16 protein-coding genes are annotated in these 12,607 nt (G+C 41.5%); 3 read left to right on the top strand and 13 right to left on the bottom strand.

Features of this window, described 5'->3' with window-relative positions:
* Window positions 1-3 precede the first annotated feature (3 nt).
* Window positions 4-165, bottom strand: coding sequence for a hypothetical protein (locus AACX33_RS16090; protein WP_227789149.1), 162 nt, complete (start codon window positions 163-165; stop codon window positions 4-6).
* Between the two features lie 142 nt (window positions 166-307).
* Here AACX33_RS16090 and AACX33_RS16095 point away from each other — a divergent pair, with 142 nt between their 5' ends.
* Entirely contained in the window at window positions 308-613 is a 306-nt protein-coding gene (locus tag AACX33_RS16095) for a hypothetical protein (RefSeq protein ID WP_193998641.1), read from the top strand.
* The gene (locus AACX33_RS16100) at window positions 614-1,054 is read left to right on the top strand and encodes a PIN domain-containing protein (protein WP_193998640.1); all 441 of its coding nucleotides are present in this window, start codon (window positions 614-616) and stop codon (window positions 1,052-1,054) included.
* Here AACX33_RS16100 and AACX33_RS16105 read toward each other — a convergent pair.
* The 10 genes from AACX33_RS16105 to AACX33_RS16150 form a co-directional block, all read right to left on the bottom strand.
* A complete protein-coding gene (locus AACX33_RS16105; protein WP_193998639.1) occupies window positions 1,046-1,495 on the bottom strand; it encodes an SRPBCC family protein in 450 nt (149 codons plus the stop codon). The genes AACX33_RS16100 and AACX33_RS16105 overlap by 9 nt on opposite strands.
* A gap of 19 nt (window positions 1,496-1,514) precedes the next feature.
* Window positions 1,515-1,703, bottom strand: a complete 189-nt coding sequence (locus AACX33_RS16110; protein WP_193998638.1) for a CPXCG motif-containing cysteine-rich protein — start codon at window positions 1,701-1,703, stop codon at window positions 1,515-1,517.
* Window positions 1,687-3,342, bottom strand: coding sequence for a radical SAM protein (locus AACX33_RS16115; protein ID WP_193998637.1), 1,656 nt, complete (start codon window positions 3,340-3,342; stop codon window positions 1,687-1,689). The genes AACX33_RS16110 and AACX33_RS16115 overlap by 17 nt, the downstream gene beginning before the upstream one ends.
* A gap of 21 nt (window positions 3,343-3,363) precedes the next feature.
* Window positions 3,364-3,618 carry a SemiSWEET transporter gene (locus AACX33_RS16120; protein ID WP_193998636.1) on the bottom strand — a complete coding sequence of 85 codons (255 nt, stop codon included), beginning with the start codon at window positions 3,616-3,618 and terminating at the stop codon, window positions 3,364-3,366.
* A 128-nt stretch (window positions 3,619-3,746) separates the two neighbouring features.
* Complete coding sequence (locus AACX33_RS16125) at window positions 3,747-3,986, bottom strand: DUF4276 family protein (protein WP_265338660.1); 240 nt, start codon at window positions 3,984-3,986, stop codon at window positions 3,747-3,749.
* Window positions 3,968-4,393 carry a DUF4276 family protein gene (locus tag AACX33_RS16130; RefSeq protein ID WP_265338661.1) on the bottom strand — a complete coding sequence of 142 codons (426 nt, stop codon included), beginning with the start codon at window positions 4,391-4,393 and terminating at the stop codon, window positions 3,968-3,970. Before AACX33_RS16130 ends, AACX33_RS16125 begins: the two co-directional genes overlap by 19 nt.
* Window positions 4,390-5,484 carry an AAA family ATPase gene (locus AACX33_RS16135; protein ID WP_193998635.1) on the bottom strand — a complete coding sequence of 365 codons (1,095 nt, stop codon included), beginning with the start codon at window positions 5,482-5,484 and terminating at the stop codon, window positions 4,390-4,392. Before AACX33_RS16135 ends, AACX33_RS16130 begins: the two co-directional genes overlap by 4 nt.
* 158 nt (window positions 5,485-5,642) lie before the next feature.
* The gene (gene aroC, locus AACX33_RS16140; protein WP_193998634.1) at window positions 5,643-6,731 is read right to left on the bottom strand and encodes a chorismate synthase; all 1,089 of its coding nucleotides are present in this window, start codon (window positions 6,729-6,731) and stop codon (window positions 5,643-5,645) included.
* A 137-nt stretch (window positions 6,732-6,868) separates the two neighbouring features.
* The gene (locus AACX33_RS16145) at window positions 6,869-7,768 is read right to left on the bottom strand and encodes a bestrophin family protein (protein ID WP_193998633.1); all 900 of its coding nucleotides are present in this window, start codon (window positions 7,766-7,768) and stop codon (window positions 6,869-6,871) included.
* Window positions 7,769-7,900: 132 nt separating this feature from the next.
* A complete protein-coding gene (locus tag AACX33_RS16150) occupies window positions 7,901-9,208 on the bottom strand; it encodes a glutamate-5-semialdehyde dehydrogenase (RefSeq protein WP_193998632.1) in 1,308 nt (435 codons plus the stop codon).
* 192 nt (window positions 9,209-9,400) lie between these two features.
* Between AACX33_RS16150 and AACX33_RS16155 the strand changes: the two genes are divergently transcribed.
* Window positions 9,401-11,389, top strand: coding sequence for a zinc metalloprotease HtpX (locus tag AACX33_RS16155; protein ID WP_193998631.1), 1,989 nt, complete (start codon window positions 9,401-9,403; stop codon window positions 11,387-11,389).
* A 128-nt stretch (window positions 11,390-11,517) separates the two neighbouring features.
* Here AACX33_RS16155 and AACX33_RS16160 read toward each other — a convergent pair whose 3' ends face one another.
* Entirely contained in the window at window positions 11,518-11,697 is a 180-nt protein-coding gene (locus AACX33_RS16160; protein ID WP_193998630.1) for a hypothetical protein, read from the bottom strand.
* 30 nt (window positions 11,698-11,727) lie between these two features.
* A complete protein-coding gene (gene mazG / locus AACX33_RS16165; protein ID WP_193998629.1) occupies window positions 11,728-12,534 on the bottom strand; it encodes a nucleoside triphosphate pyrophosphohydrolase in 807 nt (268 codons plus the stop codon).
* Window positions 12,535-12,607 lie beyond the last annotated feature (73 nt).

The raw sequence follows: 12,607 nt of genomic DNA on the forward strand, positions 1-12,607 counted from the left end.
TTCTTATCGTGACTCACACTCGCGTTTTGTGACATGGTGACGATAGCGAAGCATCGCTTCTAATTGGGCATCCCAATTTGGTAAAAATATAGAAGACCGATGTAAAAGACCTATTAAACCCTCTTTCCTTGGCGTTCTTTGCGTCTTGGCGGTTCGTTTTTCCATTCCTCTCTCAGTCAAAATCTCATAAATAGATTAAACTTGCAAATTTAGGATGCTCCTATTTTCTTCTACATTTATTAGCATTTTTTCAAATTCTTGTGGTTGAGTAGTAAGCTAAAGATTAAGCGATTTATTTGGAATGGCTATGCACAATCAACCAAAATCTCTTGTAAATGAGTTAGAACAAATTTATAGTCAGGATATTCAGACAATAACTCGTTTGTTAGCTCAAATAACAAACCGTAATCCAGATGAGATTAAACCACACTTGGATACCATGCTTCAGATGTTAGTACAACCACAGAGTGAGCTTCCTTTCTATGAAACTGCAACCCCTCAAGAGTGGGTAACAGCATTTCAAGAGTGGGTAGAAAGCTATCGAGAACTTAACCTTCCAACACTTTCAGATGCAGCCATTAGCCGAGAAAGTATTTATGGAGAGCGAGGTTAAGTGCCGTATCTTGTAGATACTAATGTCTTATTAAGGAGTGTAGACCTTAGCCATCCTATGAACCCGAATGCGGTCAATGCTATTAGTATGATACGTAATAGTGGTGAACAATTGCACATCGTACCGCAAAACTTGATTGAATTTTGGAACGTCTACACACGCCCAGTCGAGAGGAATGGTTTAGGACGTAGTGTGACAGAAACACAAGCACAAGTGAATCGTTTAAAGGTGTTATTCCCATTATTACTAGATACTGAGGCAATTTATCAAGAATGGGAAAGGCTGGTAGTTACTTATGGCGTTAGAGGAGTTAACGTACATGATGCGCGACTGGTTGCAGCTATGCTGGTACATGGCTTAACTCATATCCTGACATTTAATATTAGTGATTTTGTCCGGTACTCGGAAATTACTGCGGTTAATCCTAACGCGTTATCGTGATTCACACTCGCGTTTTGTGACATGGTGACGATAGCGAAACATGGCTTCTAATTGCGCTTGTATGAGCCAACCACTGACAAATTCAACTGTACCACCACCGGGCATAGAGAAGGAAACAGCATCAGTTAACTTGGTTTTACCATTTTCTGTACTAAATTCATGTCGATGTACCCAAGACTCAAAAGGCCCAGATATCTGTTCGTCAATAAACAGGCGATTTTTTTCGCATTCAGTGTGACGCGCTAACCAAGTTAAAGGTAATAGCCCTAAAAACAGACGAAATTCAGTAATAGCGCCCACTTCTAGCCCGCCTTCACGACGGACTACTTGAACTGGTTGCCAAGGTGGGTTGAGTAGTTGCAAAATATCTGGTCTTTCGTGGAATTTCCACACTACTTCGAGTGGCGCATTAATTACTGAAGAATGTTGAAAGTGCAACATGGATAGAAAAACCTAAAATTTAGCCTTCACAATCAGTCTCAATTTCTATATCTAGGGTATCTTCATCAATCCGCACATACAAAATATTCGGGTTACAGCAAACTTGACAATCTTCTACATAAGATTGTTGTGACCCAGCACTCAAATCGATAAAAGTTAAGTTTTGTTCGCCGCAATAAGCGCAGTAGTACTCAGCAGTATTTTGCATTTAATGGCTGTAGTTCTTTGGGGGTTGAGTTGAAATGACTGGTAGCTTCAGCCAAGTGCTTCAATAGTGTAGACTGTGGTAGCGGCCCTTGCAAGTGATTCCAAGGTAAGATTTGCTCTGTTGACCAGTTGCTATGAACGTAATACTCTAAGTCGGGGATTTGCCCTTTGAGTTGTTTGAAAGCACGTTTGTAGCTACCTAAAGAATCGCCAAATTCACGGGTTAATTCTAGAAGTTGGGACAATCGGCGATCGCCTCTCGATATCAAAGCCTGTATAATTGACCAATTATAGCTTTCTGGGCGAAATTCTATCCCCTGGGGTTTTAGCTGTTTTTGCAGCATCTGTAGCCGCTTTTCGGCTTGACGATTTACCCCAAACCATTGAAATGGCGTGTGTGCCTTGGGAACAAATGTACTACATCCAAAGGTTAACCGCAATCCTGGGGCAGCTTTTTTAATATTCCGCATCATTGCCACAGTTTGCTCTAAATCTTCTGGTTCTTCACCGGGGATACCTGCCATACCATAAAGTTTCAAGCCTTTTAATCCTCCAGCCTTGGCATTGATGGCAGCTTGGATGATTTCATCATTATGCAGCTTTTTGTTGACGATTTGGCGGACTTTTTCAGAACCACTCTCGACTGCAATTGTAAGCGATCGCGTGTCTCGTTTCGCTAAAGTTTCGGCAAGCTGCACAGTTACCGTATTGGTTCGGACTGAGGCTATACTCAAACGGACATCATCGTATTTGGGCTGACTAATATAATCTAGCAAAGCCTCAAACTCTGGATGTTGAGTTACAGAAGCCCCCAATAAACCCAAGCGATTTGTAACAGCTAACCCTTTTTCAATAGCAGGAATTAACGACTCTTCCAAACTGGCTGTTCTAAAAGGTAAAGTCAGATAACTCGCCATACAGAAGCGGCACATTTCGGGACAACTCCGCACCACTTCCACCATATATATATTTTCCCATGCGGCTTTTTCCGTCACCACAGTAGATGTAGATAGGATATTCCCTCGGTAAGTTTGCTTCTGCACCACTGGGGGAATTTCTGGGAAAATTGGTTTAATTGACTTTAACTCACCATCTTTTGCCTGATATTCCACCGCATACAAACTAGGAACATAAATTCCTGGTACTTGCGCCAAAGCTTTGAGTTGAATTTCTCTAGAAGCGTTTCTGACTTCTTTGTAAGTCTCAATAAAATTAGGTAGCAGATTTTCCCCATCTCCGAGTAAAACTATGTCAAAAAAGTCGGCAAAAGGTTCAGGGTTAGCAGTGAGAACAGGGCCACCGCCAAAAATTATCGGATGGGAATCATTACGGGAAGTAGCCCTGATGGGAATGTCTAAAGATTCCAGTAAATTTAAAATATTTACATAATCCAGTTCCCAGGAAATAGAAAATCCTACAATTTCCGGGTTTCTGGGCAATTGTTCCTGAATATCGGTAAATAAACGACTCACCTGCACATCTTCACGCATGGCTAAAGTTGCCCACACCACCTGATAGCCGAGGCTGGTAATACCCACTGTGTACTCGTTGGGAAAGGCAAAAATTAGCGGGATAGCATCGGTGTTGGGGGTTGTGGGGGTAAATAGAAGGCGTTCAGAGGCAAATAGAGATGATGTCACAGGTATTTATTAGAAGCAAGTTTATCTATATTTAATTTTAAGCCATAGAATTATGAAGTTGAAAAATAAGGTGAAGCTGTTAGCCAAAATAATTGGTAAAGATTTTAAATAAATTCCATATATTAACCATAAAAATAGACCACTCATAAATGTAATCAGCATGACGTAAGACACATCTTTTGCTGATTTGCTTTGCCATGTTTTCCACATTTGTGGTAGGAAGGCGCTGGTTGTTAATGTGGCTGCACATAATCCTAAGATTGTGATAAATTCCATATATGTTAGGTTGTAATATATAGGAATTATATCTGAGTTTTAAAATTACTTTTTAAACGAACCGCCTTGGCGCTAGCCTCTCCCTTTGGGAGAAGTCGCCAAGAGCGCCAAGGGAAAGAGAAATATGTTTACAATATAATGTTTTCAAGATGCGTTAACCATTTATCAAAATGCTGACACTGTTGACGGATTATATCTAATCCTATATCTATGGCAATTAGAGATCCATGTAATGGTTTATCATATCTAGGGCAACAACTGATAATTCTTTTGGATGGTGCTGTCATCGGACTTTCATTGATATGTTCAGGTGAAGGAAACAAATCACGCTCACGCTGTAGCTGGTCTACTATGCTTTGATAAAACATCCCTTAAAGGCGGTTGGATTGCTGTACAAAAGTGCCTCAAACTCATGTAGTAATAAATTGGGGATAAAATTTTTTTGTCCAATATCTGCGCTCATTGCTTGTTCCAGATATTCAGCTTTCTTAAATGGGTCATTCGTATTTGGCAGAGAATTTTTTCCAGGAAAGTCTTTTGGTAAGGCATACAAATCAAACATTGTCGTGACGAATGCCGAACTATCCTCAAGACATTTTCGATGCAATTGCGGTTTTATTTTTTCATACCTGACTATACCACCTTTCCCTCTTGAGCTAGTTCGCACCAGGATAGGAGTGAGGTAAATGTTTTGTCGCTGAAAATGCTCATAAAGCAATTCTCTGACAAAAGTTTCTTCTGTCTGTCCTTCCACAAAAACATTGACTCGAATCATCTTGAAGGTCTTCCTCCCAGGATGTTCTTTTTCCACAATTCTCCTAAACTATAGTCTTCCAACCACTCATCTAAATCATCTGCCTTTAATCTACGAAGTAATGATTTCCCATCTTCTCTATCCACAACAATTACATCTTTAGCATCAAATTCATTTAATAGTTCAACTGATTGAGTGGAAACAATAACTTGCTTTTCTCTGGAAATTGCACGCATTAATGATGCCAATACAGTAATTGCATAAGGGTGAAGACCTAACTCAGGTTCATCAACTAAAATCGTTTCGGGTTGTAGAGAACTCGGTTGTAAAAATACCGTTGCTAAACAGATAAAACGCAGTGTTCCATCAGAAAAAAGATGAGATTTGAAGGGAATATTTTGATTTTGCTCAAACCATTCTAGTTCTATTACTTCCTTATTTTGTGGAGAAGGTCGTAAACAAAAATCGCCAAAAAAAGGAGCAACCAGTCTAACTGTTTTAATAATTCGTTGATAAGAATCAGGATAAGTCTCTTTTAATAAATACAAAAAAGCGGCTAGATTACTTCCATCTGGGCGCAGGTAAATATTATCATTAATACTATGTGGTTGCTTCACATAAGCCGTGTCACTGGTATCATGGAAATGGTAAACACGCCATTGTCGCATAGTAGGTAATATGTAGTCGTCAATTTGAGTTTTATTACCCTCTGACGCTTTAGTTTCAAAATGACCACTGCCGATTTTACGCCCACCGCCCATCTTCCACCAAAAAGACTCTTGGGAAAACATGAGACGATTATCTTGAGTTGGTTCAAAGGTGGCAAAATATGCGTTGTTGCCAAAGTAAAGCTCAATTTCTAGTTGTTTGGTTTTTTTTCGACCAAAATGTAAGATTGTATCTGGGCCACCTTGGCGACTTACAAAAAGTTGCAACTGTTCATCAAGTATCTGTTGCACCATGCGAAAAAAGCCGATAAAGTTAGATTTACCAGCACCATTACAGCCAATAAGTATATTGAGTTCAGAAAGCTGGATGTCACATTCGGCGATGGATTTAAAACCCTTTAAAATAATTCTTGAGAGTTGCTTTTCACTGCTCAATTTTGTCATGAAACAGTCTCCTAATTTTTCTGTAGAGATGCTTCCAGTTAAACGAAGAAACTGGGGTCAAGAATTTGCTCAATTTTTCAACAACTCAGCTTGTTGTTGCGTCCACAGCAGAAAATCTTGCTCATAACCAGTTTCTTTACTCATCCTTAAATTATGAATTACAACACCTGACACTGCCCATGATGGCGTAATAAATGGTCACACAATACTAAAGCTACCATCGCTTCAACCATTGGGACTGCACGGGGTAATACACAAGGATCATGTCTTCCTTTGGCTGCTAATACTGTTTCTTCCCCGGCTTGAGTAACTGTTTTTTGCTCTTTTCTAATTGTGGCTGTGGGTTTAAATGCAACTCTTAAAATTATATTTTCGCCGTTGGAAATTCCCCCTTGAATGCCTCCAGAACGGTTTGTGACGGTGCGAATCTCTCCGTTTTCATCAATATAAAATTCGTCGTTATGTTCAATTCCTGTTAATAGTGTCCCAGCAAAACCTGAACCAATTTCAAAGCCTTTACTAGCTGGGAGAGATATCACACCTTTGGCAATATCTGCTTCTAATTTATCAAATACTGGTTCGCCTAAACCTTTGGGAACGTTCCGCGCGACACATTCCACTACACCGCCGATGGAATTACCTTGTCTGCCAATTTCCTCTATTAATTCAATCATGCGATCGCAACATTCCGCATCGGGACAGCGCACAATATTGCTTTCTACTTGTTCTAAGGTGACAGTATTAGGATCAATTACGCCTTCTAAGTCTTTGATCCGCTTGACGTAACCAATAATTTCAATATTAGCAACTTGTCGGAGGATTTTTTTAGCGATCGCACCAGCTGCAACTCTACCAATTGTCTCACGGGCTGAGGATCTGCCACCACCTTGCCAGTTGCGAATGCCATATTTAGCATCATAGGTTGCATCGGCGTGGGATGGGCGATAGGTTTGTGCCATCTCGTCATAGTCTTGGGGACGGGTGTCTTTGTTCCGCACCATAATGGCTATGGGTGTTCCCAAGGTTTTCCCTGCAAATACTCCAGAGAGGATTTCGCAAGTGTCCGCTTCTTTGCGGGGTGTGGTAATTTTGCTTTGTCCCGGTCGTCTTCTGTCTAGTTCTACTTGAATTTCTTCGGCTGTAATTTCTAATTGGGGAGGACAGCCATCAATTATTACCCCCACACCGCCGCCGTGGGACTCGCCAAATGTCGTGATGCGAAATAGATGTCCGAAAGTATTGCCCATGATGTTGAGAAAAAAGAGTGAGGCTTTTGTATTGTACCGAAAGTTATCACCTAAGAAAATGATAAGTTTTTCGGTTTTGAGAACTAACCGCCAATTACGCAAAATACGCCCAGGAGGGAAGGAGAAAGTTTGAGAAATTATTCAAGATTTAAATCTGCACTCATTAAGTCTTCTAGGTTTGTGCCTAATTTGCTGCAAATTTGATCTACTGGTAAGTCGTTGGGTTCGATTCCAAAGGGATTTTCTATTTGATTGGCAATTTCTTCTACGCCTAGCAAAATAAAACTGATGACTGCAACGATTGGGGCTGTCCACCAATTTAAATTATATACAAGTTGTAAGGGTAATATTAGACAATATATTAATAAAACTCGCTTCAAATATATTGAATAAGCTAAAGGGACAGGTGTTGTTAAAATACGTTCACAACCAATGAATCCTTCTACCATTTTATCTAATGCGGTGTTCATGGCTATTAATTCAAATATTGTGAGGCGATTTTGGTTTTGCTGCTGTTTGAGATAATCACCAATCCATAAAGCAATTCTTAAGGGTGGGCTTTTTGCATTTTTGATTTCTAAATATTGTGATGGTGTGAGTAAGGCTTCTAGTTCGCTATTCACGGGTAACCGTCGTAGTTGTAATTTTGTAGCGATGGAAAAGGCACTTATTAATTTTACGGCTGCTGCTTTTTTTTCTCTATCAAGAAGTTCTTTCTCTAGAATTAATAGCCGAATTTTTCTCCCTAAGTTTAAACTATTAATAACTATAGTTCCCCAGATTTGCCTACCTTCCCAATATCTGCTATATGCGGTATTTGTGCGGAATACCATTAATAAGCCTAAGACAAGATTGTAGGCTACATTACTAATTACACTGCTGAAAATTTGTTGTGGTAAATTATAGCCGTAGTGGTTAATTACAGATACGATAAATCCTAATCCACTACACAAAATTAGTCGGGGAAAAATTGCCGGAACTACTGAACCTTTGATTTGTAAAGCCACTTGTAACCAATTTGGTTTTGCAACAATCATCTAAATTTTGACATTTATGGCGTTTTGCAATGGAAGAGGTAATTAACCACAGATGCACACAGATAAATATAGGTGAATATTTGCTGTGATGGTGTAATTATACGCTTTTTTGAGTGGCTTTTTTGAGGGTTTTTATCCTAAATCTTGATGTGTAAATGATTGGGCGTTTTCTCCGGTGTATGTGGCGACAATATGACCGTCACCAGTCATTTGATATTTGTAGGTGATTAATCCTTCTAAACCGACTGGACCACGGGGAGGCATTTGTTGGGTGCTGATTCCTACTTCTGCACCAAATCCGTAGCGGAAACCATCGGCGAAGCGGGTAGAACAGTTATGAAATACTCCGGCTGCATTCACGAGTCCAAAGAAGGTTTCTACAGATGCTAAATCTTCTGTAATAATGGCTTCTGTATGACGGGAACCATATTCGTTAATATGAGCGATCGCATCTTCTATTGAGTCTACTATTTTAATCGCTAAAATCAAATCGCTGTATTCTGTCTCCCAGTCTGTAGCTGTGGCTTGGGCAATATCAGGTAATATTTCTAAGGTGCGGGAATCACCTTTTAATTCTACATCAACTCGTTGCAAAGCTTCGGCAATTTTTGGTAAAAAGTCTGCGGCTATGGATTTGTGAATTAATAAAGTTTCAATGGCATTACAAGCTGCGGCATATTGAATTTTAGCATCTACGCTAACTTTAATGGCTTTGGCAATATCAGCCGCTTGATCTATATATAGATGACAAATTCCCTCGGCGTGTCCTAATACGGGAATGCGCGTATTATCCTGGACAAACTGCACAAAGGAATTGGAACCTCTGGGAATAATTAAGTCTACATATTTATCTAAATTTAAAAGTTCTAAAGTTTCTTCTCTCGTTGTTAATAACTGCACTGCATCTGAGTTCACCGCAGTCTGAGAAAGTCCTTGTTTAATGGCTTTAACTATGGCTTCACAAGAACGAATCGCTTCTTTTCCACCTTTGAGAATTACACCGTTACCTGATTTTATCGCCAGTGAGACAATTTGAATTGCTGCTTCGGGACGGGCTTCAAAAATAATCCCCAACACGCCCAAAGGACAAGTTATGCGTTTGAGAACTAAACCTGTATCAAGTTCGCGGTGAATCTGCACCTGTCCCACTGGATCGGCTAGTTTAGCCACGTCTCGCACTCCAGCGATCGCATCTCTTAATTTATGTTCATCTAATTGCAAGCGTTTATACAGTGGTTTGGCAATACCTTCCGCAGATGCGCCTTGACAATCAGCCATATTTGCCTGCAAAATCTCATCCTTGGCTGATTCCAAAGCTTGGGCGATCGCTTCTAGGGCTAGATTTTTCGCTTCAGTGTCCAGAAGTGCCAATTTACTTGCACAGGCGCGGGTTTTTTGAGCGATCGCAATTAAACCAGAAGTATCTTGAATCATAGTCATGTCACAAAACTTAGCTTTTCCCCATCCTATCAATCTTAGGAACTTCAAAAACTCCCTTCTCCTTGCTCAGGAAAGTGGCTGGGGGTGAAATTCTCGATATTATACTTATTACTTTTCCGTAATTCTGATGACGGGGATTGGATCTATTGAGTATTCATGAATAAAAGACTACTCCTTTGCCAAAGAGATACTATGTCATTGCAATCTGGATTAGAAGCCTTTCAACAAAAACGTTATCAGGAAGCGGTGGAATTACTCGAAGAATTCAGCCGTAATTGCGTTGATCACGATTCCTCTGATTATCTTTCAGCACAGATGTGGCTGACGAAAGCCTACAAAAGTGCAGGCCAAATCGAAAAAGCGAAACTTCTGTGTCAAAAGTTAACGACGAGTCAAAACCCAAAGGTGCGTCAATGGGCAGAAAAAGCCAGCCAATCTTTTACTCAACAGTCAGTCAACCAGCCTCACACCACGCAAAAAGCTGGACGTGCTGCTGCTGGTGTCAAATTAGCGATGGGCGGTGTGGGTGGTAATTTAGTTTTAGCTTCTGCTGTCACCATGACCTTGATGTTTGGGATGGTGTTGGTATTAGGCTTGAACTTAGTATTTATTTTGGGTAGTGATAATCCACTCCAAGGGTTATTCTTCGCGATCACCATTACCTTAATTTTCAATATCGCTGCCTTTTTCCTGTCTCCCTGGTTCATGGACTTAACCCAAAGCTGGCTTTACCAGAGGCGCTGGGTAGAATTAGCAGAAGTTGAAAGCCTCAGCCCAGAGACAGCTAAAATCATTCGTCAAATCTGCAAGGATAAAAATCTGAAAATTCCCCGATTGGGAATCATTAACGACCAAAACCCCACAGCTTTTACCTATGGTTCCTTACCTAATAGCGCTCGCTTAGTGGTCAGTCAGGGACTTTTTACTTACCTGGATGATGAAGAAATTGCTACAGTCTACGCCCATGAATTAGGACACATCGTCCATTGGGATTTTGCCGTGATGACAGTAGCTTCTACCTTGGTGCAGATTTGCTACCTAATTTACACTACAGGTAATAGATGGGGTCGTGGTGGGGATAACATCGTCCAAAATTCTTTGCAATATGCTGCTTCCCTTGCTTACGTGTTTTATCTAATCGGCACTTATTTATTACTGTATCTCTCCCGTACCAGAGAATATTTTGCCGACCACTTCGCCGCCGAAACCACAGGGAACCCCAATGGATTATCCCGTGCTTTGGTGAAGATTGCCTATGGAATTGTAGAAGAAGGAGCGCGATCGCCTGAACCCAGTCGTTTGATTGAAGGTACTCGTGCTTTGGGTATTTATGACCATAAAGCCGCAACTTCCACAGGAACCGCCTATCGAGTTGCATCTGACACCCAAAAAATTGGTCGCGTCTTTTTGTGGGATATGTTTAACCCTTGGGCTTGGTGGATGGAGTTAAATTCCACTCACCCCTTGACAGGTAAACGCGTCCGGGCGCTGAGTACCTATGCTGAACAGTTAGGTTTACCAATCGAGTTCGACATGGGAAGAGTCATCGGAGAAGGCAAAACTCTGAATAAGAAGAAGCTTTACGGTAACTTCTTGGCAGACATAGCTTTATACCTGGCTGAAATCATTGGTTTCTTAGCTGGCCTGGTAATTGGTATCATTTCCTGGTCAAGTTCTGCCAATCCAGGTTTAATACTGGGTGCGCCATTCATCGGTATAGGCTTAGGAATACTGATTAAAACCTTTGTGATGTTCCCCGACTACCAGCAAGCACCAGCCACTGACCTTCTCACCTTGATGTCAGATCCCTATGCTAGTCCTTTACGCGGACAACCCGCAAAATTGGCAGGTCAACTAATTGGTCGTGGCGACGCTGGTTATAAATTTGGTTCCGATTTAAAAATCCAAGACCGTAGCGGTATGCTTTATCTGCGTTACTCCTCACGCTTTGGCCCCATTGGTAACTTCTTCTTTGGGATGAAGCGAGTGCAAAGCTTAATTGGTGAACAAGTTGGGGCTGTCGGTTGGTTCCGCCGAGGTATAGCACCTTGGATGGATCTCGTCCAACTTAAAAGTGAAAATGGCACAATTGTCAATAGTTACCATCGTTTTTGGGCATTAATCCTGGGCGGTGCGTCGATGATCCTGGGAATATTCCTGACTATATTTTTGAGTTACTAGACTCTGAGCATTTCTCATCCCAGCTTTAAATTAACAGGAGGCGCTATGCTTGCGGTGGAACTCAAAAAATTAACTAGTACAACACGGCGGAAATCAACAGACCATTCAAAATCCATGAAAAGCCCATTTTATAAGCTTTTTGACTTTTGACTTTTGACTTTTGACTTCACGGCGGTACTAGGCGATCGCAGTTTCTTGATTCCACCCACAGTCTTTGCTGATGTCCGGGCGGGTACAGTCTGGGTAAATTGTGACACAGCCCGGTATGGGTCGAGAACTCGGCGAATATGGACTACAACAATACACACAAGTCAAGACTGTTACAATAAAACTATAAATTATGACTGCTCTTTGGCAATTTGGGCTTTTGCCTCCTGCCAAAGAGTCTCAAACTCATCCAAACTGTAATCAGAAAGGGGGCGATCAACAACCGCCTCTATTTTTTGCAATCTCTGCACAAAGCGCTGATTTGTCCCCTGTAACGCTGCACTAGGGTCACAATTATGCCAACGCGCCAATTGTATAACTGCAAATAATAAATCTCCTAACTCCGCTTGTTGACGTTCTGGTGTTTCCTCAGCCAAAGCCTGTTGGAACTCGCCCAACTCCTCATGAAACTTCGCCCAAACCCCATCAACATTTTCCCACTCAAACCCCACAGCCGCAGCATTTTCAGAAATCTTCATTGCCGCCATCAACGGGGGAAGAGTCCGATAATAACGAGCCAGTTTAGCGCTAAATTGATGCTTCTCTGGAACTTCCCCCTTCTCCTGTGCCTTAATCGCCTCCCAATTTTGCCGCACCTCATCCACACCTTCCACAGACACATTACCAAACACATGGGGATGACGACGAATCAACTTTTGGGAAATTCCCCTGACAACCTCCTCCAACCCAAAATTCCCTGATTCCCCAGCAATTTGGGCTTGCAGAACCACCTGTAAAAGTAAATCCCCCAACTCCTCCTTAATCCCCTGCTGATCCCCCTCACGAATGGCATCAACCACCTCATAAGCCTCCTCAATCACATAAGGAATCAGACTTTCAGGAGTTTGTGCCAAATCCCAAGGACAACCCCCATCAGGCGATCGCAATTTCGCCACTACCTCAATCAACTCTTGCAACGCCGCCAAACTCTGATCCATAAAAACCTCCCTTCGGGTTCACCAGTGGCCTACTGAGGGAAACCCTCCCGCAGCGCTGGTTCACCGCGTACTT

Source organism: Nodularia sp. LEGE 04288, from assembly GCF_963896525.1.
Classification (GTDB): domain Bacteria; phylum Cyanobacteriota; class Cyanobacteriia; order Cyanobacteriales; family Nostocaceae; genus Nodularia.